Genomic DNA, 24,806 nt, shown 5'->3' with positions numbered 1-24,806 from the left:
TAAATTATTTATAGTTATATTAGGAGAATAAGAAATGAAAAAATTAATAAGTATATTATCATCATTAAGTTTAGTGACATCAGCTTCAGCAGTTGCTGTTTCATGTGGAAATACTACTGATAATAGTGAATCAAACCCACAAAAAGATAGTGCAAAAATTAATGATATTAAAAATCAATCATTGTATGAACAAGATAATAAAATTGTTTTAGTAAGAATTAATAAAATTGTTAAAAATGCCAAAATCGAAGTAACATCTTCAAATGAAGAAGTTTTACATGCTGCTTTAAAAGAAAATATAAGCGAAGAAAATCAAAACTATTTTTTAATTGAATTAATTGGTAAATGAGCAAATAAAGAAGCAAAAGTTACTGTTAAATATGATGATTCAGTTAAAACATTTGATTGCAAAGTTTTAAGCCAAATTGAAAATAGACCATCATTTAACCCAATAAATGAATTACCTAAAATTTCAAAAGAAATTGAAACTCCATTTAAATTAGATGTTGCAAATAGAATTAAAGGTAGTGAATATGAATTGACAATAGTTCAAGATGATATTGCTACAATTAAAACTAATAGTGGAACTGATGAAAACATAGAAAACCCAATTGTATTAAACATAAAAGGAATAAAAGTTGGAAGTTTTGATATTATTGTAAACTATGGAGCAGTACAATCAATGTTTAAACTAGTTGTTGTTAACAACGATCCAAATGCAAAGCCAGAAATTAGTGATATTGCAGATTTAGAAATGTCAGTAGAATCAACAGTTAAAAGAGAAGCAATAGTATTTAACCCAAGAAAAGATTTGAATTTAGAAGTTAAATTAACTAATGGTGAAGATTCAGAATATATAGATGTTATAAAGACTGATTTAAATGCTGAAAATGGAATTTATTTAATTGAATTAAATGCAAAAAAAGTTAAAAAAGAAGCAATATCAATAAGTGTAAATTATGGAGAAGCAACAAAGGAATTTAATGCAACAATTAAAGAAAAACCTGTATTTAATGAAATTGGTAAGTTAGAAGTATTTGAAAAACGTCAATCTATTGCAAAAATTAAAGTTGAAAATCCAATTAAGAATGAAAAAATAACTGTTGAAATTATTGAAGGAAAAGAAAATGTTGATGCATTTTCAATGAGGGATTGAGATACTGATAGAAGTGGTGAATTTGATTTAGTGCTTTATGGTTTGAGTGCAACAGAAAAATGTATTGTAAAGTTAACTTATGGTAATGTTTCAAAAGAAGTTGAAGTAAAAGTTTCGAAAGCCGAAGTTAAAGACCCAGTAATTCAAGGAATTAATAAAGAACGTAAATATGAATTAAATCACTATCAAAGCTTATCTATTTTAATATATATTGATAACGAAACAAGTAAAGGTATTTTAAAAACAACATTTGTAAAAAATGAATATCTTAATGTTGAAATAGCTGGTCGTGAAGGTGATCCATACTACACTGTGTTTTTAGTTTCATCTAATAAAGATACAGAACAAGACCAAGATGTTACATTAACTTACGAAGGTGCACAATCAATTACTTTCAAAGTAAAAGTATCAAGTAAATAATTTATAACTTTTCTAATTATTAAAAATAATAAAATAATTAAAACACTGGTTCAAGCCAGTGTTTTGTTTTATTCAACATGTTATCAATTCTTTTTTTATGACCTATAAATTGTGTGTTAAACTTTACTTAAAGGAGGATGAAATGCTAAAACAATCATTAATAATGAGTTCTAATAAACTTATAAATAAATTATATTCAAAATTAATTGATTATAAAATTGCTGGTTTAAGTTTAAAAAATTGTGACACATAAATCCGAATTTAAAATTTATAAATATAAAACATAAAGAAACTAAATTAAGTATGAAGTATATTAATTATAATAATAAATCAATATTATCTCTTAAGATTGATGCTAATAAAAACATTATCTTTGAAGATGATTTTAAATAGGTGTTAATCTATTTTTTTTATGAAAACAATTTTAAAAAATAAATACTTCATACTTTTATTATTTTTTGTTTTATTTTCAACAATATTATTATTGATACAATTAATGTTATGTGAACAAATAATATCATTACTAATTGCAAGATATTATGTAAAATTAGGTAAATTAGCAGGATTAAATAATAAGTTATGCAAAGAATATATACAAACATTTTATCCAAATATCTTATATAATGAACTATATGTATATTCATATATTTTTTAATCAAAAAATGCTTTGAACAAATTGAGTATTAATATCAGTATTTGTTGTAATTTTAAATTTTATTTTTATTTACTTTTGTTTTTACTTTGCAAATAAACTTTCAGAAAATAGAAATAAAATTTTTAAAGAAAATTTATTAAAAAAAATATATAGTAATACATCAAATGTAGTGTAACCTTTTTCCGGACATAATTTAAAATTAATCTAAATAAGATTATAAAATTATAAGGAAAGAGGTTTTTTTATGAAAAGATACACTAAAGAAGAAAAAATAAAAATATGTAAATTATTTTTAGAAAGTAATTCTAAATACGAAAATTTTTCAAAAAGTTATAAACTATCATCAATTAGTTTAAGAAATTGAGTTAAAAACTATAATTTATTTGGAGAAGAAGCTTTTGATAATTCAAAAACACATTTAGAAGAAAAACTTAAAAGCTTACAAAAAGAAAATAAACAGCTAAAAAAAACAACTTAATGATCAAGAATTAAGAGATGAAATGTATTCGGATTTAAGAAGGTTAATAAATAAAAAAAAGTAAATAAGTGACAACTTTGCATATATAAATGCACTGTTGTATACAATAAAAAAATTTTGAGCAACGAAATAACAATAAGAAAACTTTGCAAAATAATAAAACTAGGTAAATCAACATATTATGATTGAATTAAAAATAAAAAACCAAAGTTTAAACATATAGATTATGAATTACTATCAAATATTGAGAAAAGTTTTATTGATTTTGGGAAAACATATGGTTCAAGAAGATTAGCGATTGATTTAAATAATATATGCTCTCATAAAAAAATAAGAAGATATATGATTTTTTCAAATTTTAAAGTAAATAATTACAAAACTCCAAAGAAAACAAAAAATCACATAGAAAAAGTTGGTAAATATGAAAGATTAATAAAAACAAACGCAGATTTGAAAAAATTTGGCGATGTTTTTAGTGTTGACATAACAGAAAAAGTCATTAATAAATCAAGACTTTACACTTGTGGTTTTTATAATATTAAGCAGAAAAAAATTTATGGATTAATTACAAAGACATCAAAAGGTATATCACTTGTTGTTGAATCATTTTTAAAAATGGTTGATGAGTTTGGAGTTTTTAAACCAAATAGCGTTATTCACTCTGATAATGGTTCAGAGTTTAAATCCTATACATATAAATTAATGCTGATGAATTTTGACTTAAATATAAGCATGTCTAGAGTTGGTAGATCAACTGATAATGGTTATATAGAAGGCTTTTGAAGCGTATTAAAAAGAGAAGCTATAATAGAGAATAAAAAATATAAATCAATTGAAGAATATGTATATAATTTTAATTTATACTCAAAATTTTATAATGAAAGGAGAATAAAGTTATAAAATAAATGTGTCCGGAAAAATGTTACAGCACAGTAATACATCAAATGATAGTAAAATTAAAAATTTAAATATCAATTATATAAATACTTTAATTGAAAATAATAAAAACTATTGAAAAAAAATTCCTCTAACAATAAGTCAAATAGTATTAATATTTATTGGAGATTCTATTATTTTATTTACTAAAAGTTATATGTTTTATTTTGTAATAATGGTTTATTTTATTTCTTTTGTATTATTAAGTTTTTTACTACTATATTTAAAAAGAGTAAATGATCGTAAAAACAAAGAAATAATTAATAAAGAAAATTTTTATTTTGTTAATCTATGTAAAAATATTGATGAAATAAGGCTATTAAATTAATTAAATGATGAAATAAATAATGAAGATAAACTATTAAAAAGTAAAACTAGAAAACTTAGATTAAGTAAAATTTATAGTAATCTTTTTGATGCTTTGATAACTTTTTCTTGTCCTTTTACAATTGCACCACTAATAATATTTTCAGGTTACATTTTTGCAACAGATAGTTCAAAAATTGCAACATTACTTTCAATTTTTTTAATATCAATTGGTATGATGTTTTTGCCTCTTATGCAATTAATTAATAATTTAAATAAAGATAAATTTAATTTTAAATATGATGAAAATACTATAAAAAAAGAAAATTTAAATGAATTAGTCACAGATTTAACTATATCTAATCTTTCAATGACAATTAATAATAAATCTATATTTAAGGATGTTAATTTTACATTTAAAAATAAATTATTAAACTATATTCAAGGTAAAAATGGTGTTGGTAAGTTAGTTTTATTAAAATGTATTGCAGTCATTATTACTGACTATGAAGGTGAAATTTCTATAAATAAATCATTATCATCTGATCATAAATACTCAATATCTTATATTGGCCATGATTCATGGTTATTTAACATATCAATTAAGGATAATTTAGCATATGGATGTAATGATGTTGATGAAAAAGAAATATATAAATTACTTGAAAAATTTAACTTATTAGAAAAAATTAATAAACTAAATTTATGCTTAGATACAATTTTTGAAGATGATGTTAATCTATTTTCAAAAGGGAATTTCAAAAACTTTTGATTATCAGAACATTGCTACAAAATAGAGCAATAATTTTATTAGATGAATTTGATAATGCAATGGATGAAAGCAGTTCTATTATTTCATATAACATATTAAATGAGCTTATTAATAACAAATTAATAATCATAGTATCGCATTTTCCTGATGTAAATGGAAACATATTAAAATTAAAATAAAATTAATTCAAATGTTTAAAATATATTTTTTCTAAAGCATTAAATAATTAAAGTATTTGGAATTTTTTCTATTTATTTTAATTATTTATTTTATTTTTTTCTAAAAAAGAGTAAAATACTTTTAGAGGAGGAGAAATTTTTAAAATATATATTAAATTTAGAAATTATGGAAAATATATTTAATGTTAATATTCAAAATGACCCATTATTAGTTTTAAAAGATATTAAAAAAAGTTTTGGAAATGTTATAGCTTTAAAAGGAGTTAATTTACGTGCCTTCGAAGGTATTGCAATGGGTATATTGGGTGAAAATGGTGCAGGTAAATCTACTTTAATGAATATTTTAAGTGGAGTTATTCAAAAAACCTCAGGTGAATTTTTTTGGCAAGGAAAAGAAAAAAATGGCTTTAAAAATGTAAAAGAAGCCGAGCAAGTCGGTATATCAATAATTCACCAAGAAATTGCCTGTTTTAATGATATGACAGTTTTGGACAATGTTTTTGCAGGTCATGAAATTAGTAAGTTCGGTTTTGTAAATTATCAAAAACAAAAAAAGTTAGCTAAAAATATTTTATTAACTTTAAAACTCGATATAAATCTAAATGAATTAATGTGCAACCTAACTATCGCAGAGCAACAAATGGTAGAAATTGCTAAAGCAATTTTAAGAAAAAGTAGATTAATTATCTTCGATGAACCAACTTCATCTTTGAGTAAATCCGAATCAGAATCGTTATTTGAAATAATAAAAAAGCTAAAAAAAGATAATATAGCAATATTTTATATTTCTCACAAACTTGAAGAAATACCTATAATTTGTGATTATATAACAATAATAAGAGATGGAAATTATATTGGTGAATATCTTGTAAATGAACTTAATGAAGATGAAATTATTAGTAAAATGGTTGGTCGTGAAATTACTGAAAAATATCCTTTAAAAGATTGACCTACATATAACAGTAAAATTTTAAGTGTAAAAGATTTGTCGAATGAGTTTGTTAAAAATATTTCATTTGATTTATATAAAGATGAAATTTTAGGATTTTCTGGTTTAGTAGGAGCACAAAGAAGTGAATTGTTCAAATCATTAATTGGATTATTTTCAAAAGCATCTGGAAGAGTTGTTTTGAATAATAAAGAACTAAAATTAAACAATGTTACAAAGTCCATAAAAAATGGTATTTATTATGTAACAGAAGATAGAAAAAATGATGGACTATTGTTAGATAATCCAATAAGAAAAAATATTTCATTATCTTCATTAAAAAAAATATCAATGTGCGGTTTTGTTAATTTAAAGAAAGAAAGAAAATTAGCTTCAAGATTTATATCTAAAATGTCTATAAAAACACTAAGTGCAGAAAACTCGGTTGGCAGTATGAGTGGAGGAAATCAACAAAAAGTTTTATTAGCAAAAGCTTTTGCTGCAGAGCCAAAAGTTATAGTCTTCGATGAACCTACAAGAGGTGTCGATGTCGGAAGTAGAAGAGAAATTTATGATTTAATTTATGAAGCAAAAAGAAATGGAATAGGTGTAATTGTAATATCTAGTGATTTACCTGAAATATTAGGTCTTTGTAATAGGGTGATTGTTATGAGAAACGGAAGAATAATTACTGAAATTGAAGGAGAGAGACTTTCACCTGAAGAAATTATGAAACATTCAATATAGAAAGTAAGATAAAAATGAATAATTTATTAGAAAAGAATAGTAAAGAGATTATTTTAGATAAAATAAATTTAAGGGAGCAGTCCGAAAAAACTGCTATAAATAAATTTTTTAAAATAAAAGAAGAGAAGAAATTAGATTTTGTTTTTCTTTTGTCTTCTTATAGAGATAGTTGTATAAAAAAATTAGAAGCTAAAATTGATAAATTAGAAAATTTAAAAAATTTATATTTAGACAAAAATGAATATAAGTATAATAACTTAGAAATAACAAAATCTGAATATGAAAAAAATAAAAAGATAATTGAAAATGGTGATTACAAAAATCACAACAATAAAATTAATAAGATTAATTTATTTATAGATAAAAAAAATGTTAAATGAGATAAACTTATAAAAACTAAATCTAAAAAAAATAAAATTTCAATAAAAAAATACCAGGATAAAAAATCTACAATTCTAAATAAATTAGAAAACAAAACACAAAATTTAAAGAGTGATATTAATAATAAAAGTGATATTTTAATAGAAAAAGATAAAAGAGAAATATTAAGTAAAAAAAATAATATATTAAATTCTAATTATTCTAAAAAATTAAATAAATTAGAATTAGATTTACAAAATGAAAATATTGGACCTATTGAATATGAAAATAAAAAAAATAATTATAAAGATCAAATCAATTTGTATGTTGATAAGTACAATAATTTACAAGATACAAAAACATCAAAAAATTATTCGATAAAATTAAAAAAAAGCTTCATATTTAGTTTTTCAAACAAAAATAAATTTATTAATAAAAGTTTAAGTGCTATAAATGCCATTAAATTAATATTTATTATAATGGCTTTTGCAATAATTGTTGGTATTATTGAACCTGGTTTCTTTAAGGCTAATAACTGAAAAAATATTCTATATTTGAATGCTGATATTGGTTGTATGGCAATTGGAGTTACTGTGATTATACTTACTGGTGGAATTGATTTGTCAATTGGTTCGACAATGGCTTTTGCAACTGCATTAGCGGCCAAACTTATTCTTAGTGGTACTAATGTTTGATTATCAATAATAGCTGTTATTTTATTTTGTGGATTTTCAGGATTAATATCAGGAATATTTGTTAGTGTACTAAAATTTCCGTCATTTATTATTACTTTAATACTTATGATGGTATGACGTGGTGCGACACAATTTATATTAGAAAATACATCTCAGTCATTTGATAATGATTATTTAACTCAACTTATACAAACAAAGTTTCTAGGTTTAAGTATTGTTGTTTGAATAATGTTTTTATTAGCAATAGTTTCTTTTATAATACTAAGATTTACTATTTATGGTAGACATGTATATGCTGTTGGCGGTAATTATAGAAGTGCACAACTTTCAGGAATAAAAGCAAAAACAATATTAACTTCTGTATATGTATTTGGAGGACTTTGTATAGGTGTTGGTTCATTTATATATGCTGCAAGAATTCAAACAGCTAGCCCTTCAGCTGGTAATGCTTGAGAATTAGACGCAATTGCTTGTGTTGTTCTCGGTGGTACATTATTAACTGGAGGAAAAGGAGGTATATTTCTTACAATATTAGGATGATTTTCACTTAGTGTTTTAAAAAATGCATTAAATTTAATTGGCCTATCAAGTGATATTCAATCAATCTTAAAAGGTCTTATAATAATGGTTGCAGTACTTTCTAATACTGAATATAAAATAGTAAATAAAATTAAACAATGAATTATTAAACAAGTTATTTTATTAAAAGTTATTTAAAAGGAGAACAGAAAAAATGAAAAAATTAATGACAATTCTAGCTAGTGTTAACTTAGTATCTTCTGTAGGAGTATCAGTTGTTTCATGTGGTAATGATGGTGATTCTATAGGATTACTAATCTCAAATTTTAATAATGCTTATTTTCAAAATATGATGAGTTCAGGAAAAACATATGCTGAATCAAAAGGTTATAAATTAAACACATATGACTCACAAGCAGACGTTAGTGGTGCAAAAGATCAAACAAACGTACAATCATCAATAACAAAAGATGATAAAGCAATAATAATTAATCCAGCAAATGTAAAAAATAATAAAGCAATTAAACCTGCTCTTGATGAAAATATTCCTGTTCTAAATATTGATACTGAATATGATAAAGCAGTAGGCGAAAGAGGTGCTGCAGGCTTTGTTTCTGAACAAACAAAAGCAAGTCAACAAATGTTTAAAGATATATACAAAAAAATTTATGGTGAACTACCTTCAAATGATAATAAAGAAAATAAAGTTAAAGTTTATGCGATGTGATCAAATCAGGATAACGATGCTGAACGCAAAAGATTCCAAGGATTCGTTTTAGATAATGCCGACTGAATAGAAATAGTGAATAGAAAAGGTGAAGGTTTTAATCAAGGAAGTGTTGCAAAAGGTAATGAAAATACAGGTGATGCAGCTGGAGATGTACTTACAGATGAGTGGAATGGTAAAGAATCAGCAAATAATGCACATATAATTTGAGCTGGTAACGATCCAATGGCACTTGGTATGAAAAAAGCAATTGATTTAAATGAAGGAATGAAATCTTGGTTTAGTTCAAAAGATGAAAAAGGTAAAACAAAAGGTTATATCGCAGGTTTTGATGGATCAGATGATGTTGCAAATGATGTTAATTCTTGATCAGAAACTTCAAGAAATCATATATATGCAACAGTAAAACAAGAATATAAAAAAATAGTCGAGGCCGCAATAGATAAAGCAATTGAGTTAATAGACAAAAAAAATAATGGAGAAAACCCAAGTAAAACTTTTGAAAAATCTACTGAAATTGATGCGACTGTAATGTTGCCACCTAATGAAAATAAATAATATATTAATAGTTAAAATTTATATAATAAATTTAATTATGATGTTAAAACCCCACATTAAAATAGTGTGGAGTTTTTTAATAAAAAATTGAAAATTGTAAATATACAAATGATGCCAATTTAATTGGTGCATTTCACTTGGAGAAACATAATGATAAAATTTGCTAAAGATTTTTTGTTTGGTGTATCTTTATCTGGTCCACAAACAGAAGGTGATAAAAATAAAAAAAACCAAAGTGTAATGGATTATTGATTTAAAATTCAACCCGAAGATTTTTATGATCGCATTGGTCCAAATTATACATGTGATTTTTATAATAACTATAAAGAACATTTAAAATGATTAGATGTAATAGGTTTAGAAGTTTATAGAACTTCAATACAATGAACAAGATTAATTGATGATATATATAAATGTAAAATAAATGATGATGCAAAAAACTTTTATTTAAATTATTTTAAAGAAATTAAAAAAAGAAAAATAAAATTAGTAGTTAATTTACATCATTTTGATATACCAAAAATTCTATTAGATAATGGTGGATGAGAAAATAAAGAAACTATTTATTTGTTTTTTCAATTTGCAAAAATATGTTTTGAATTATTTGAAGACATTGTTGATGAGTGAGCAACTTTTAATGAACCATTAGCAGATGTTGATTCTAAATATTTATATGGTTGACACTATCCAAAAATAAAAAATTTCAAAAGATCTATACAAGTATTTTACAATATGATGGTTGCCCATGCCAAAGTTGTAAATTACTATAAAGATAATTTTAAAAATAAACATAATAAAATAACCATAATATTAAATGTAACTCCATCATATCCAAGATCAAATGATATTGATGATATAAAAGCTTCAGATTTTAATAACATGTTAATTACTTATTCTCAGTTAGATTTAGTTTTAAAAGGAGAGTTAAGTAAAGAACTTATAGTATTTTTAAAAGAAAATAATTTATTACCTGAATATACAAAACTAGAACTAAATGAGTTTAAAAAACATAAAATAGATTATCTTTCTTTAAATTACTATCAACCATTTAGAGTAATGAAAAAAGAATCAAAAACAATCAAAAATCAAATTATGCCATGAAGTTTTTATGATCACTATGAATGACCAGATAGAAGGGTTAATCCATATAGAGGCTGAGAAATATATCCTGAAGGAATTTATGATATTGCAAATTTAATAAAAGAGAAATATAATAATTTTCCTTGAATGATTAGCGAAAATGGAATGGGTGTACAAGATGAAGATAGATTTAGAAAAGACAATATAATTAATGATGACTATAGAATTGATTTTATAAACGAACATTTAGACTGACTTAAAAAAGCAATTGATGAAGGAGCAAATTGTTTTGGTTATTCATTATGAACTTTTATTGATTGTTGAAGTTGAACTAATGCATATAAAAATAGATATGGACTCATTGAATATGATTTAGATACTCAAAAAACTAATATAAAAAAATCAGGACTATATTTAAAAGAATTAATAGATTCAAAAAATAAATAACTTTATAAAATTTAATTAATATTTTGTTAAAACATTTTATTTTATTGTAAAATAAATATTGATTTAAGAAGGATTTTATAATAATTATGAAAAAAGTTTATTGAGATTTTGGAATTACTGCTTGTTCGTTTAGTATAGCTATGTGCATTATAGATTTACCGTTAGCAATATTGTTTTCGGTAGATTTATTAGGAACAAAATTGGCACCCATTATTGCTGTTCTACTAACAATTATTTTTATTAATTTTATCTGTTCAATAGTTTCTTTAATTTTGATATGTTTATATAAAAATAAAAAATGTATAAAATTAGGAACTTTAATTGGTATATCTATACCTACTTTATGAATACTAACATATTTATATATTGTTGCGACATATCTATACCAACCAATTTTATTGTTAATTAACTCTTGTTTATTATTTATGATAGTTTTAATTTTAGTTTTTATGATTTTATTTATTTACAATTCTAAAAAACATAAATGAGTTATTATATTTAAAAATAACAATGGCGAAAAACATGATCATTATAATGAAAAAATTAGAACTGCATACGTATTTATGATAGTGGGAACTGTGTTGTGATCATTTTTAATTATACCGTTAGCTTGATTAATTCCAATGACTTTAAATACAAAAAAACTAATACACGAATATAAAGATGCAACAGCACTTGGAGTTTGTTGTATTATTATTTGGCAATTTATTTAATTTTATTGCAGGTATATTAGTTTTAACAAATAAAAAAAATTCATATTTAGTTAATGACGAGATAAATAATAAAAATATTTATAAAAAATTAAATTACATTAATATTACAAATTATAATGACAATTAATTGCTTGTAGTGTAACCTTTTTCCGGACATAATTTAAAATTAATTTAAATAAGATTATAAAATTATAAGGAAAGAGGTTTTTTTATGAAAAGATACACTAAAGAAGAAAAAATAAAAATATGTAAATTATTTTTAGAGAGCAATTCTAAATACGAAGATTTTTCAAAATGCTATAAACTATCATCGATTTGTTTAAGAAATTGAGTTAAAAACTATAATTTATTCTGAGACGGAGCTTTTGATAATTCAAAAACACATTTAGAAGAAAAACTTAAAAGCTTACAAAAAGAAAATAAAAAGCTAAAAAAACAACTTAAAGATCAAGAATTAAGAGATGAAATGTATTCAGATTTAAGAAGGTTAATAAATAAAAAAAAGTAAATAAGTGGCAGCTTTGCATATACAAATGCATTGTTGTACACAATAAAAAAAATTGTGGATAATGAAATAACAATAAGAAAACTTTGCAAAATAATAAAACTAGGTAAATCAACATATTATGATTGAATTAAAAATAAAAAACCAAAGTTTAGACATATAGATTATGAATTACTATCAAATATTGAGAAAAGTTTTATCGATTCTGGGAAAACATATGGTTCAGAAGATTAGCAATTGATTTAAACAATATATGCTCTCATAAAAAAGTAAGAAGATATATGATTTTTTGAAATTTTAAAGTAAATAATTACAAAAACCCAAAGAAAACAACAAATCACATAGAAAAAGTTGGTAAATATGAGAGATTAATAAAAACAAACGCAGATTTGAAAAAATTTGGCGATGTTTTTAGTGTTGACATAACAAAAAAAGTTATTAATAAATCAAGACTTTACACTTGTGGTTTTTATAATATTAAGCAGAAAAAAATTTATGGATTAATTACAAAGACATCAAAAGGTAGATCACTTGTTGTTGAATCATTTTTAAAAATGGTTGATGAGTTTGGAGTTTTTAAACCAAATAGCGTTATTCACTCTGATAATGGTCAGAGTTTAAATCCTATACATATAGATTAATGCTGATGAATTTTGACTTAAATATAAGCATGTCTAGAGTTGGTAGATCAACTGATAATGGTTATATAGAAGGCTTTTGAAGCGTATTAAAAAGAGAAGCTATAATAGAGAATAAAAAATATAAATCAATTGAAGAATATATATACATTTTTAATTTATACTCAAAATTTTATAATGAAAGGAGAATAAAGTTATAAAATAAATGTGTCCGGAAAAAGGTTACAGCACAGACAATTAATTGTTATTTTTTTTATATTTTATATGAAATATTTTAGATATTGAAATATTATAATATAAATAAAAGGAATTAAACTATAATGAATGATGAAAACAAAAATTATAAGAGAAAGCTAAAAAAATCAAATAAATATATTATAAAAAATATAAAAAATGATTATAAAAATAATAAAATCCATAAATCTTTATATAAAGAAGCAATTAAAAATCAAAAAAATATTTATAAAATTAATTTCAAAAAAAAGCAACAATTAATTTAATGTGTTGCTTTTTTTAAATATATATTTTTATATGAAGTAAAAAAAGAATTAAAATAATAAATGTAAGAGTAAATAAAAATGAACAACACAAATTTAATAAGTAAATTTAAAAAAAAGTAGTTCAACAAAAGAAGATGTTAAATTTGTATTATCCAATTATTTTTTAGATAATCTAGTAAATTTAAAGAATATGAATATAAATGTAGTTGCAGAAGATTGTAATTGTAGTAAATCTAGTATTGTAAAATTTTGCAAAGAATTAGGTTTGGAAGGGTTTAAAGAATTAATAAGAATTTTGATGTGAGAATATTCAATTTTTAAAGTTATTGATAATAAAATAGATAGTAATAATTTGAATATAAAATATTTTTCACAAATTGAAGAAAATATAAATAATTTAAAAAATAATAATTTTAATACTTTCTTAAAAGTTTCTGAACTTATAAAAAAAATGTAAAGGAAATATATTTTTATTTGGTAAGGGACCAAACATACACGTAATAGATATTTTTAGAAATTATTTATCTAAGCTAAACTTTAATTGTGTAAGTTCAACAGATTTTGATGTTCAAAAAAGAATAACTAAAAATGTTAATGAACAAGATATATGCTTTATATTTACTTATTCAAATCTTACAAAATCTATGTTAGAAATATATGATGATATTAAAAATAGAAATACAGTATTAATTATTGCAACTTCAAATGTTGAATCTCCACTTTTTATAAATAGTGATTATAATTTTTTAATTAAAAACAACGAAAAGATTCTAGAAGATCAAACTAGTTCAATAATTAGTTTTTTAACAATTGTTATGCAAATATTATATTTAATTAATTATTCTAAGTAAAATAGTTCATTAAAACATAAACAATGTCAATGTTTTTATTTACCGAAATCGTCTTTTAAATAAAAAATATAATTTATTTAGGAGGTACATATGGATAAAAACAAATTATTAAAAAATGATAATAATAATTTTAAAACTAAAGATCTTTTAAAAGATGTGATAAAAACATCTACATTTAAGGTAAAGCTTAAAAAAAACAATACAAAGATGTGGTAGTTTTATGGCTGGTATGATTATGCCATCTGTCAGTATACTTATTGCGTGAGGTTTATTAGCGTCAGTTTTTATTGGTAAATATGACGATAATGGCGAATGGGTAAGAACTGGGTGATTTAAATCAGAAGCAATTGGTCAGATAATTGCTCTAACAATGAAATATTTATTACCGGTATTGATTGGTTATACAGCAGGTAATATGGTGTATAAAACCCGTGGTGCGGTATTTGCAGCATTTATAACTTTTTTAATTATTTTAGGTAATGATTGAACTTATAAAACAACTGCAAGTGATTGGGTAATTGGAGATAGCGTAGCATCGAAAGTAGGAGCTCCAAACCAAATTGTTGGTGCAATGATTATGGCGCCGCTCACAACTTATGCTTATAAAAACATAGAAATTTTATATATAAATCAAATTAAACCTGGATTTGAAATGGTTGTTAAGAACTTTAGTCTAGCTTTATTTGCTATCTTCTTTGGTTTAATTTCATATTTTGTATGAGGATTTGCAATGTATGGAATTAGCTACGTAATGGTTGAAATAATCAATCTATTCACTAAAATTCCTTGATTATTTCCCTTTATGGCAATAGTAACCGAACCCTTAAGAGCTGTATTTTTAAACAATGCATTAAATTATGGCGTTATGATTCCGTTAGGACTAACCGAAGTAGAACAAGGAAGAGGTTTTTCAAACTTCTTCATGGTTGGAGGTAATCCCGGACCTGGATTTGGTTTATTAATTGCATATGCAATATGAAGAAAAAAACAAAGAGGTGCAGCTTCTAGTAGTAGTGTAATAAAACTTATTGGTGGTATTCATGAAGTTCATTATGTTTATATTCTTTCTGAACCGATAATGATTCTAGCTACAATTGGTGGTGCATTTACAAGTCTATCAATAATTTCATTAGCAGGTGGTGGAGCAATAGCTGGAATTTCGCCTGGTAGTATAATATCAGTAATTTCTATGTCAGGAGATGGAATTAGAATATTGATAAATGTTGCAGCATTGTTTACTGGAGCCTTAGTTTCTTTTGCGATTGCAAGTATAATAATGATTTTTAAAAGAAAACACAACATTCAAACACAAGAAGTTAATGTTACTGATGAAGGTATCAAATTTAAAAATAGCACAAATGATAAAAATGTAATTAATAATTCAATATCTATTGATCTTAAGAATGCTAAAAAACTTATGGTAGCGTGTGATGCGGGTGTTGGATCAAGTGCAATGGCAGCAGGAATATTAAAAAAATGAGTTAAAGATAAAAATCTTGATATTATTGTTGATAATTGTGCAGTTAAAGATCTAACAAGTGATATTGATATTGTTGTTACAATGATTAATTTTAAAGAAGTTGCAATGGAAAATTCGCCAAATGCATATATTTATACAGTGCAAAAATATTTAGGTAAAGATGTGTTTACTGAATTGCAAAATATGTTACTAGAAGCAAAGAAGGATGAATAATGGAAATTAAAAAAGAACTAATTTTTTTAGAAAAAGAATTCGATGATAAAAAACAAGTTTTTGAATTTATAAAACAAAAATTAATAGAATTTAATCTAGGTAATGAAGAAACTATAAATTCAATGATAAAAAGAGATGAAAAAGCAAGTGTTGCAATCGGTAGTTATCTTGCAATAACACATTGTGAATATGAGTATGGAAAAAATATAAAAATAAATGAGTTTATTTTTATTAAATTAAAAAAACCAATATTTTGAGATGAAAACGAAGTACTATTTGTGATTGTTTTAATATTAAACAGCGATAAACAAATTGACATGTTATATGACTTAGCAATTAGTTTTTCTGATGAAGAAAAAGTAAAAAAATTTTATAAACAATGTAAATCTATAGATGATGTAAATAATTTTTTAAAACCAGAGTAATAAAGGAGTATATATGAAACAAATAGGAATAATTGGATTTGGTAAAATGGGTCTAAATTTAGCAAAAAATATAAAGAAAAATAATTATGATGTAATTGGATATGATTTAAATAAAACTATATATAAAGAATTAGACAATTATAATATCAAACACAAAAATGAAATTAAAGAATTAATACAATCTCTTGATAAACCAAGAAGTGTTATAATGATTGTTAATTCAGGAAAACCAACAGAAGCAGTTTTTAATGAATTATCAAGCTTTTTAGAAAAAGGAGATTGCATTATTGATGCGGGTAACTCTTTTTATAAAGACTCTGTATCTAAATACAATTTAGCAAAAGAAAAAGGAATTAACTTTATTGATGCAGGGGTTAGTGGTGGACCAAGTGGAGCACTAAATGGTTGTTGTATAATGGCTGGTGGTAATGAAGAAATAATAAAAAACTACAATGACTTTTTTACCAAAATATGTGTACCAAATGGTTATTTATATACTGGTGAACCAGGTAGTGGTCATTTTGCAAAAATGGTGCACAATGGAATTGAATATGGAATGATGCAAGCGATTGCAGAAGGGTATCAAATTATAAATAATTCAAATTACAATTTTGATTTAAGCAAGTTATCAACTTTGTGAAATAATGGAAGTGTAATAAGAAGTTGACTTGTTGAATTAATGGTAGAAGTCTTTAAAAAAGACCCTAATTTAAATAATTATAGTGATGTTATGAGTATGAATGGAGAGGGTTTGTGAACACTTCAAGAAGCATTAAAACAAGGTACGCCAGCACCAATAATTGGTCTATCGGTAATGTTGAGACAAAATAGCACACAACAAAACAATTTTGCAGCAAAAGTAATATCAGCATTGAGAAATAGTTTTGGTGGACATGAAATAATAAAAAAATAATAAAAAAATAATAAAAATCGCTATTGAACATCTAAAATAAAATTGACAGTAAAAAAGTACTTTTATTGTTAAAATTTTATTGAAAGGTGTTCTTTTTATATGGCAAAACAATGAACAAAAAATGAAAAACTTAATATAATTAATGAATCAAAAAAAATTGGTATTTTAAATGCGGCATTAAAGTTTGATATTAGTACTAGCACAATTAAAAGATGAAAATCAGAGGTGAAAGTTAAAGGTGAAAGCGCTCTTGAATGAGGTAGCGGAACATAAGCAAAAGGAAATATTAAAAAATTTAAATCTCATGATTGAATTTTTAAAGAACCTGATGATATGAGCGTTGAAGAATTAAGAGAGGCTTTGAAACTGGAACGAGCTTTAAAAAAGCATTTGGCGAAGACGACTAAGGAAAAGTACTTCGCCATTTTTAATGTTAAAAGAATGTTTTTTTTGAAATTATCTTGTTTATATTTAAAAGTTTCAAGGTATGGATATTTAAAATGACTTAAAAACGGAAAACCAAAGTATAAAAATTATAATAGAATTTTAGCAATTAAGATAAGATGCCTTTTTTACTTGTTTAAAAAAAGATATGGTTATAATATGATAACTTTATTTTTAAACAAATACTTTAAAGAAAGATTAAACCCCTGAGTTGTTTATAGATATATGAAAATAATGAGTTTAAAAGCAGCAAAGAAAAAGAAAGTTCCAAACTATGATAAATCAGGTCCATTAAGATTTGAAAATCTACTAAATAGAGACTTTAAATCTAAAAATATAAATGAAAAATGAGTAACAGATGTAACTTATATAAAAACTATTAATGGAAACGTATATCTATCTGTTATAAAGGATTTGTTTAATTCAGAAATTATTGATTGAAAGTTATCGGTTAGTCCTAATAATAAATTATGTCATACAAATTTAATAAGCGCCATTAAAAAAAGAGGTGCACCAAAGATAATCCACTCAGATCAAGGATCACCATATACAAATGAAACTTGAGAAAGATTATGTAAAACTAATAATATAAATATTTCTATGTCACGAAGAGGAAATTCACCAGATAATGGTGCCTGTGAGTCTTTTTTTGGAACTTTTAAAAATGAATGTATATATACATATAAAGTAAAAAAACTACATCATTCAAATATTTATAAAATTATCTCAGACTATATAGAGTTATATAATTATGTTAGACCTTCATTAAAACATAAAAAAACTCAATACGAAATTCGTATGGAGAAAGTATCTTTTTAATGTCAATTTTAATTGACAATTTCACTATTAAGCGATTTTTATTATTTGGATTTAAAATATTTATTTAAAACTTCTTTGTGTGTGTTTATTAAAGTAATGTTTTTATCATCGTTTTTACCTTCTGTTGAGTTTGATAAATCAGGATGATATGTTTTTACATAACTTCGATATACTTTTTTAAAGTTTTCGTAAGTTGTATTATCTGTTAGGTTAAAGTATTTGAAAGCAGCTAGAACTTTATTATCTTTAGATTCACTAACTTGGTCATTATAATTAGAATTATATTTATATCTTTCTTTCATCATTATTTCTCTATATCTTGTTCTAATTTGAGAAATAATGTTTGAAATTATTTCATAATAGTAATCTTTACCAAAATCTATTAATTTTGATATTTCATAAAATTCTTTAAATTGATCATATTCGTGTTTTCTTAACTTGTTATATAAAACACATAAAAAGTCATTTAACTGATCAGAAATAGTTTTAATTATACCTTTATAAAGAGCTTTATAATCTAATAGGTTTGTATAGATTCTTTTTAATAAATATTCTATATTTTTATCTAAAGTAGCTGATACAAATTTTGCTAATTTGAAATAAGCTGTTTTAAATATTAATCTATTATAATTTGACAAACTTATATAATAAAATGATTCACGAATCCTTCTTAAATATATTGGAAATAATTTAACTCTGAATTTTTCGTCTCCAATCATCATATAAAATAGTTTTCCATTCGAATATGATATTAGGTTTTTAAAAGAGTTGCAATATTTATATATTTTTATTTTTTCTTCTAACTCATGGTTTTGAAAAACCATACTATCTTCAACCTCATTAATTCATTTTACATATTTAAAAACTTCAGAATTATAATATTTTTCATACTCAAATTTCATATCCTCAAAAGGTAATTCATTATTATCTTTTGCCAATTTTTTAGAAGATAAAAATGGTTTAATGAATAATATAGTTTGAAAAAAATTAAGTTGTTCATCACAATTTAAAGTATTTACAATTAAAAAGGTAAAAGTAAAGAAATATAATACAAAATAAGATATTGTTAAATATATACTTGAACTTTTTACCAGACTATATGTATAAGTTATTACAATTTGGTTATTATTATTAAAATTAGTTTTAAATGAATCATAATAAACTGTATACATATTATATACAAAATAAGCTATAACAAAACTTGCCAACACAAAATAAACTATATAAATTCAGTTAATAAGTTTGTAAGTTTTTTTATTGAATTCAGCTTTAAAAATAAAGTCAAATATAAACATAAAACTTAATCAAAAATATAATATAGAACAAAAAATAATGCTTGACAATAAATAAAAAATCTCTGAATCAAAATTAATTGTTTTTTTATTACTAACAGAATTATAGTCTAAAAATTTGTCAACAGATTCAACATATTTAGTTTGATTTAAATTTTTAATATCTAAAAATATAATTGACGTAATAGTTAAACTAAAAACAATCAACAAGATAATAGTTCTTGTTAATTTATATTTTTTCAACTCCCTCTACCTCCACAATTTAACTTTCACATATATTATACCATAAAAATTAAAAATATAAAGGTATTAGTGTACTTTAACAACTTAAATAGTTATTATATATAAAATATTATTGTATTATAAAAAAATATATATATTAGAATAAATAATGTTATTGGTAACGTAGGAAGGAAATTTTTATATGAATGGATTGGCAAAAGGGGGTATAATCACCTCTCTTATTGGTGCCTCAATAAGTTCAATATTCGGTATAATTTTATTTGCAAGTTAAGCTTTATTAGCTGGTTTATTTCCTGCTCTTGGCACTGGAATTATTATGGGTATTGCTGCATTTTTATTAATTGTACCAATACTTGTAATTGTTTTTGGATCAATTGCTCTAGCAAAAAAATCTAACAAAGCAAGAATTGCTTGTGGTGTATTGTCATTAGTAGGTATACTATTTGCATGAGCTGCTTATTTTATACCATTAGTATTATTCTTAATTGGTGGAATATTGACTCTTTGTGGTAAAGCAGAGTAATTTATTAAAATAAAAAAACTAATCTATAACAATTAATTATAGATTAGTTTTTTTATTTTAATGATAGTGTATATTATTTATTAAGAAAGAGTGAGAAATTGAAAAAGTGAAATGAAATATATAATTATTTATTAAATTTATTACATGATAAAAAAATAGGGGACAATGAATGTTTGCCTTCAGAAAATAAATTAAAGTTAAAATTTAATTGCTCAGTTCAGCCAATTAGAAAAGCGTATTCAAAATTAAAAGAAGATAAATTAATTGTTAGTTCACAAGGAAAGGGATATATCCCACTAAAAGATAAAAATAATATATTATTTTCTTTTAGTGAATTATTTCCAACAGCAATAAGCGAATATGTCTATTTAGGTAAAATAAAATTAACAGATGAACTAAAGAAAATAACAAATTTTTTATATGAAGATTTTGTACATAAAATGTGTGTTAAAAGATATTTGAATAATGAACTGTTTATATATCAAATATCTTATATATCTGATTATCTATTAAAAAAAGATATTAAAATGGAAGTAATAAGTGAAAAAGGGTTAATGTATTTTTTTAAAAATTATTTAAAACATAATATTAATTATTCGATAAAACAAATTATAGCCTTGGAAAGAAAAGACATTGATGTATTAAATGATAAATTATTTGAAAATGAAAATCAATTTATATTAGATAAAGGGATGTTATTTACAACTAGTCAGGATTTAGTAGAATATAGAGAAAGTTATTATAAATTTAAAAACTTTAAATGAAGTTTCATAGAGTATTTTAAATAAAAAAAACTTTAATTATTTTAATTTTGAAAATATTCTTCAAGAATTTCTCTATTTAAATTAATTAAAGTAATTTTTTTTATTGAATCTTCAGAATTTTTGGAGTTTGCATCTGGATGATAGATTCTAATCAATTCTCTATATTTATTTTTGAAGTCGTCATATGTTGATTTTGGATTTAAACCAAAATAATCTAATGCTGTTTTGACTTTGTCATTTTTATGTTTCATAACGTCATCATTGTAATCACCAGTATACATTTCATCTTGTATTCTTATTATTTCATTATATGAATATTCAAATTCTTTTGAAAATCGTTCTGTTAAATCATGATAGAATTCTTTACCATATTCGATTATATCATTGGTAGTTACATTGATTGACATATTTTTACTCTCATAATTACGTAATATTGCATAAATTTTAGCAATAAAATCATTTAAGTTATCATTTGCTATTTTTATTAACTTTTTATCTAGGTTTTCATAGCTTAAAATTTGCATTGTAATTCTTCTATAAACAATTGTTAAACTATGTTCAAGGGTTGCTGCAATATGTTTTGCGTATTTGTAGTAAGCTGCTAAAAATAAATTTTTACAATATTTTGTAAATAAATTAATATAATAAAATGAATTTTCTATGTTTTCAACATACGAAGGAAATAAAGATAGCTTAAAGTTTTCATCTGCTATAAATACATTAAATTTATTTCTAAAAGTATAATTAACCAGACTTTTGTATTCGCTATACTTTGAATATCTATCAATTATTTCATCAATTTCATGCATTTCTAAAACTAAATCAGTATTAAAATCATCAATTCAAACCAATCTATTAAAATTAGTTGATACTTTTTTAAAGTTTTCAAAATTATATTGTTGAAGTCCTCTGGTTTTTTTTAAGTTCTTCATTGCTTTTTTTTCTTTTTCAAGCTTAAATTCATTGTTTATTTTATAGTCATTTGAAGTATGCCATCTAAAAGTTAGAACTCTAAAAAATTTATATTGGTATTTGAAATTTAACATATTTACAATTAAAAGAATAAAAGAGATTACATAAATACTAAAATAAGCAAATTTAAATATATTAATTACTTTTGAAGGATTATATTTAGCACTAATATTTGACTCGTATTTTAAACTATCAAAAACACTCCCATAAAAGTCCATAACCTTATAATTAAATAGTGTTATTAATACACCTGCAGTAGCAAAAAAAACAACATAACAAATATTTGGTAATATCATCCTATGACCATTTTTTGATAAATCAACAATAAACAATAAACTTGTAACAATAAAAATAAAACCAGCTATAAACATTGACATTATTAATCAAAATAATTTACCATTAAAATTAAAATGTTTAGAATTGTATATTTCATCAGTTGTGTAAAGTTCTAAAACCGATTCATACATTCTGTCCTTATCATTTGCATAATTTGCAATTATAAGGCAAACAAATAATGCTAAGCTAATTATTAAAATTAATAATGATCCTCTTATTATTCTATATATACCCATAATACCCTCATACAAAATTAATTTATATAATATATTATATATGAAAATATAAATATTTATAGGACACTTAAAAGTTGAAAATTGCAATTTTAATGGATATTTACTAAACATTTATGTGTATGGTATGGGTTGTAAAAAGGGGTATTTTTATGTATAATATTCAATAAAGGAATTGCTATGAAAATAAAAAACATATCTTATTTTAGTTTATTAAAATTTTTGTTTAAAAATCTTATGTTTGATAAAACGTTTATTTATTTTAATGTTGCTACTCTATTCTTTTCATTAATTTTTTCTTTCTACTCAGCATTTATTGATAAAGATGGGGAAGTTGCAATAATATTTGATTTTTATGCAATATTTTTTGTTGGTGTAGTTATGTTTATGCTTATAATAAGAATTTGTTTTTATTTATTTGTGCGTAAAACAGAAGATAAAACAATATTTTTAATAGTTTCAAACATTGTATCTAGATTAAGTTTATTTATTTCAATATACTTAATTAGTATAATTGTAATAATATTTCAGGTTTTTTTAAGTTTTGTTTTATTTAATATTAGTTTTTCAATATTTCATAATGTTGAAAACTCAACAATAATACTCCAAAAAACTGCAACTTTTTTATGATTTGCACCATTAATTTTAATCTGTTTACTAAATTTTGTTATATTTTTATTAATGTTTGTTAACAATCAAGTAACAATGACATTTTTGACTCTTTTACTTGCATTTACATTTGTTGCAAATTTACCATTAAAATTTATAAAAACTAGTGAAGAGAGCACAAGAATAAAGCTAAATAACAATCAAATTTATAACGTTTCTAATATGTATGAGGCTTTAGATCTTCAAGACTATATAGGGAAAGGTAATATTAGGTTTAAAAATTTATCTAAATTTATAAATAATTTTTTAATAAACGAACAAAATAATATTACAAAATCAAACATATCTACTTTAGAAAAAAAAACTTTAAGAATAAATTTATGAAAAGATTTGGGCATTTTAGTAGATATTAAGGGTGATGATTGAAGCGAAATTAAAGATTTAAGATTTAAAAATCTATCATATTCAAATAGTGTGCCAACTTCATGAGTTGATTCATTCAAGCAAAACGAACAAAAAAAATATGATATAAAGTATAGAATTGATAAAAGGTTTATTAAGCAAGATGAATTATTAAATCTTATTGATAATGAAAAAGATTCTACAAAAAAAGCAGTTTTAAGTGACTTTTATAATTTTTATCAATATTTAGCATTTAACTTTACTGATTTACAAGCAAATTACTATAGTTTATTTGACGATTTTATATTTTTAAATGCAGATAGCAAGATTAACGCTAAACAAAATGAATGTAGTGCATCTGGTAAAGATTGTGAATCATCATTTTTAGAAGAATATTTAAGATCAAATTATATTTCTTTCTTTTATGAAGGTTCTGATGGTAAACAAGTTTTATTTTTCGATAACGAAAATAAAGATCTTGAAAAATTAGTAAAAACAACACTAAATTCACCATTAATGATAGCAACAAGACTATTAGAAAATTATTTTGTTTCGTATACCACTACATACAGAACCATAATTAGTAATCCAATTGATTTTAACTTTACAGATTTTATTAAATATTATAATTCAAGACTTGCATTTTCAATATTTTCAATATTTTCACCATATTATAGTTTATGAAGTAGTTATACTTATTATTCAGGATATGCATATGATGATATTTGATTTAGTCTTTATAGTGATTCAAAAATAGAATTATATGATCAACAAAATCTATTTTTACCTTATGTGCAATATAGTTTTACAACAGATGAAAATGGAAAAGTTTTACCAAATACTTATGAAAATTTTATAAATCCATTAATATACCTATTTTTATACCTTACATTAACCTCTATTGCAATAGGATTTTCATATTGAAGATTTAGAAAAATAAGTTTATAATAATTGTATGGAGACTTATA

29 protein-coding genes are annotated in these 24,806 nt (G+C 22.9%); 27 read left to right on the top strand and 2 right to left on the bottom strand.

Features of this window, described 5'->3' with window-relative positions; translation table 4 throughout:
- Window positions 1-34 precede the first annotated feature (34 nt).
- The 24 genes from SLITO_RS03040 to SLITO_RS02930 all read left to right on the top strand — a co-directional run bounded on the left by SLITO_RS03040 (window position 35) and on the right by SLITO_RS02930 (window position 18,464).
- Entirely contained in the window at window positions 35-1,576 is a 1,542-nt protein-coding gene (locus tag SLITO_RS03040; protein WP_075058311.1) for a lipoprotein, read from the top strand.
- Between the two features lie 899 nt (window positions 1,577-2,475).
- Window positions 2,476-2,709, top strand: a complete 234-nt coding sequence (locus SLITO_RS03025) for a transposase (protein ID WP_075058308.1) — start codon at window positions 2,476-2,478, stop codon at window positions 2,707-2,709.
- Window positions 2,710-2,826: 117 nt separating this feature from the next.
- Window positions 2,827-3,609 (top strand): DDE-type integrase/transposase/recombinase, encoded by a 783-nt coding sequence (locus SLITO_RS03020; RefSeq protein ID WP_075058307.1) that lies wholly within the window; start codon window positions 2,827-2,829, stop codon window positions 3,607-3,609.
- Between the two features lie 19 nt (window positions 3,610-3,628).
- On the top strand, window positions 3,629-3,973 hold the full coding sequence (locus SLITO_RS03015) for a hypothetical protein (RefSeq protein WP_075058306.1): 345 nt from the start codon (window positions 3,629-3,631) through the stop codon (window positions 3,971-3,973).
- 93 nt (window positions 3,974-4,066) lie between these two features.
- Window positions 4,067-4,756, top strand: coding sequence for an ATP-binding cassette domain-containing protein (locus SLITO_RS03010; RefSeq protein ID WP_075058305.1), 690 nt, complete (start codon window positions 4,067-4,069; stop codon window positions 4,754-4,756).
- The gene (locus SLITO_RS05920; protein WP_144416404.1) at window positions 4,720-4,902 is read left to right on the top strand and encodes an ATP-binding cassette domain-containing protein; all 183 of its coding nucleotides are present in this window, start codon (window positions 4,720-4,722) and stop codon (window positions 4,900-4,902) included. Before SLITO_RS03010 ends, SLITO_RS05920 begins: the two co-directional genes overlap by 37 nt.
- 166 nt (window positions 4,903-5,068) lie before the next feature.
- Window positions 5,069-6,577, top strand: a complete 1,509-nt coding sequence (locus tag SLITO_RS03005; protein WP_075058304.1) for a sugar ABC transporter ATP-binding protein — start codon at window positions 5,069-5,071, stop codon at window positions 6,575-6,577.
- Window positions 6,578-6,591: 14 nt separating this feature from the next.
- Complete coding sequence (locus tag SLITO_RS03000) at window positions 6,592-8,349, top strand: ABC transporter permease (RefSeq protein WP_075058303.1); 1,758 nt, start codon at window positions 6,592-6,594, stop codon at window positions 8,347-8,349.
- Window positions 8,350-8,365: 16 nt separating this feature from the next.
- A complete protein-coding gene (locus tag SLITO_RS02995) occupies window positions 8,366-9,436 on the top strand; it encodes a substrate-binding domain-containing protein (protein ID WP_075058302.1) in 1,071 nt (356 codons plus the stop codon).
- A gap of 150 nt (window positions 9,437-9,586) precedes the next feature.
- The gene (locus SLITO_RS02990; RefSeq protein WP_075058301.1) at window positions 9,587-10,963 is read left to right on the top strand and encodes a glycoside hydrolase family 1 protein; all 1,377 of its coding nucleotides are present in this window, start codon (window positions 9,587-9,589) and stop codon (window positions 10,961-10,963) included.
- A gap of 86 nt (window positions 10,964-11,049) precedes the next feature.
- Window positions 11,050-11,676, top strand: a complete 627-nt coding sequence (locus SLITO_RS02985) for a hypothetical protein (protein ID WP_075058300.1) — start codon at window positions 11,050-11,052, stop codon at window positions 11,674-11,676.
- A gap of 211 nt (window positions 11,677-11,887) precedes the next feature.
- A complete protein-coding gene (locus tag SLITO_RS02980; protein WP_075058299.1) occupies window positions 11,888-12,184 on the top strand; it encodes a transposase in 297 nt (98 codons plus the stop codon).
- 54 nt (window positions 12,185-12,238) lie between these two features.
- The gene (locus SLITO_RS05975) at window positions 12,239-12,415 is read left to right on the top strand and encodes a hypothetical protein (protein WP_158500625.1); all 177 of its coding nucleotides are present in this window, start codon (window positions 12,239-12,241) and stop codon (window positions 12,413-12,415) included.
- Between the two features lie 47 nt (window positions 12,416-12,462).
- Window positions 12,463-12,822: a hypothetical protein gene (locus tag SLITO_RS02970; RefSeq protein WP_075058297.1), complete on the top strand. Its 360-nt coding sequence runs from the start codon at window positions 12,463-12,465 to the stop codon at window positions 12,820-12,822.
- Window positions 12,823-12,827: 5 nt separating this feature from the next.
- Window positions 12,828-13,019: an integrase core domain-containing protein gene (locus tag SLITO_RS02965; RefSeq protein WP_075058296.1), complete on the top strand. Its 192-nt coding sequence runs from the start codon at window positions 12,828-12,830 to the stop codon at window positions 13,017-13,019.
- Between the two features lie 120 nt (window positions 13,020-13,139).
- Window positions 13,140-13,319 carry a hypothetical protein gene (locus SLITO_RS02960; protein ID WP_075058295.1) on the top strand — a complete coding sequence of 60 codons (180 nt, stop codon included), beginning with the start codon at window positions 13,140-13,142 and terminating at the stop codon, window positions 13,317-13,319.
- A gap of 106 nt (window positions 13,320-13,425) precedes the next feature.
- Window positions 13,426-13,776 carry a hypothetical protein gene (locus SLITO_RS02955; RefSeq protein ID WP_083433356.1) on the top strand — a complete coding sequence of 117 codons (351 nt, stop codon included), beginning with the start codon at window positions 13,426-13,428 and terminating at the stop codon, window positions 13,774-13,776.
- Between the two features lie 7 nt (window positions 13,777-13,783).
- Window positions 13,784-14,170 carry an SIS domain-containing protein gene (locus SLITO_RS05835; RefSeq protein ID WP_083433355.1) on the top strand — a complete coding sequence of 129 codons (387 nt, stop codon included), beginning with the start codon at window positions 13,784-13,786 and terminating at the stop codon, window positions 14,168-14,170.
- Window positions 14,171-14,260: 90 nt separating this feature from the next.
- Window positions 14,261-14,386: a hypothetical protein gene (locus SLITO_RS06160; RefSeq protein ID WP_268794763.1), complete on the top strand. Its 126-nt coding sequence runs from the start codon at window positions 14,261-14,263 to the stop codon at window positions 14,384-14,386.
- 4 nt (window positions 14,387-14,390) lie between these two features.
- Window positions 14,391-15,863: a PTS mannitol transporter subunit IICB gene (locus SLITO_RS02945; protein ID WP_200901507.1), complete on the top strand. Its 1,473-nt coding sequence runs from the start codon at window positions 14,391-14,393 to the stop codon at window positions 15,861-15,863.
- The gene (locus tag SLITO_RS02940) at window positions 15,863-16,288 is read left to right on the top strand and encodes a PTS sugar transporter subunit IIA (RefSeq protein WP_075058291.1); all 426 of its coding nucleotides are present in this window, start codon (window positions 15,863-15,865) and stop codon (window positions 16,286-16,288) included. The genes SLITO_RS02945 and SLITO_RS02940 overlap by 1 nt, the downstream gene beginning before the upstream one ends.
- A 13-nt stretch (window positions 16,289-16,301) precedes the next feature.
- Window positions 16,302-17,201 (top strand): phosphogluconate dehydrogenase (NAD(+)-dependent, decarboxylating), encoded by a 900-nt coding sequence (gnd, locus tag SLITO_RS02935; RefSeq protein WP_075058290.1) that lies wholly within the window; start codon window positions 16,302-16,304, stop codon window positions 17,199-17,201.
- Between the two features lie 99 nt (window positions 17,202-17,300).
- Window positions 17,301-17,474 carry a hypothetical protein gene (locus SLITO_RS05970; RefSeq protein WP_158500624.1) on the top strand — a complete coding sequence of 58 codons (174 nt, stop codon included), beginning with the start codon at window positions 17,301-17,303 and terminating at the stop codon, window positions 17,472-17,474.
- A 60-nt stretch (window positions 17,475-17,534) separates the two neighbouring features.
- A complete protein-coding gene (locus SLITO_RS02930; protein ID WP_083433354.1) occupies window positions 17,535-18,464 on the top strand; it encodes an IS3 family transposase in 930 nt (309 codons plus the stop codon).
- A gap of 41 nt (window positions 18,465-18,505) precedes the next feature.
- On the opposite strand, the gene SLITO_RS02925 is transcribed toward SLITO_RS02930, so the two are convergent.
- A complete protein-coding gene (locus SLITO_RS02925) occupies window positions 18,506-19,999 on the bottom strand; it encodes a hypothetical protein (protein ID WP_075058289.1) in 1,494 nt (497 codons plus the stop codon).
- Between the two features lie 316 nt (window positions 20,000-20,315).
- Here SLITO_RS02925 and SLITO_RS02920 point away from each other — a divergent pair, with 316 nt between their 5' ends.
- Together SLITO_RS02920 and SLITO_RS02915 are read left to right on the top strand one after the other, a co-directional pair.
- The gene (locus SLITO_RS02920; RefSeq protein WP_075058288.1) at window positions 20,316-20,522 is read left to right on the top strand and encodes a hypothetical protein; all 207 of its coding nucleotides are present in this window, start codon (window positions 20,316-20,318) and stop codon (window positions 20,520-20,522) included.
- Window positions 20,523-20,620: 98 nt separating this feature from the next.
- Window positions 20,621-21,310: a GntR family transcriptional regulator gene (locus SLITO_RS02915; protein WP_075058287.1), complete on the top strand. Its 690-nt coding sequence runs from the start codon at window positions 20,621-20,623 to the stop codon at window positions 21,308-21,310.
- A gap of 17 nt (window positions 21,311-21,327) precedes the next feature.
- Here the strand turns inward: SLITO_RS02915 and SLITO_RS02910 are convergent, their stop codons facing one another.
- Window positions 21,328-22,830, bottom strand: a complete 1,503-nt coding sequence (locus SLITO_RS02910) for a J domain-containing protein (RefSeq protein WP_075058286.1) — start codon at window positions 22,828-22,830, stop codon at window positions 21,328-21,330.
- Window positions 22,831-23,007: 177 nt separating this feature from the next.
- Here SLITO_RS02910 and SLITO_RS02905 point away from each other — a divergent pair, with 177 nt between their 5' ends.
- Window positions 23,008-24,786: a hypothetical protein gene (locus SLITO_RS02905; protein ID WP_075058285.1), complete on the top strand. Its 1,779-nt coding sequence runs from the start codon at window positions 23,008-23,010 to the stop codon at window positions 24,784-24,786.
- Window positions 24,787-24,806 lie beyond the last annotated feature (20 nt).

The organism is Spiroplasma litorale (genome assembly GCF_001267155.1).
GTDB classification, from domain to species: Bacteria; Bacillota_I; Bacilli_A; order Mycoplasmatales; family Mycoplasmataceae; genus Spiroplasma_A; species Spiroplasma_A litorale.
The sequence above is the reverse complement of the archived record's forward strand: the minus strand, read 5'-3'. Positions and strand labels throughout refer to the sequence as shown.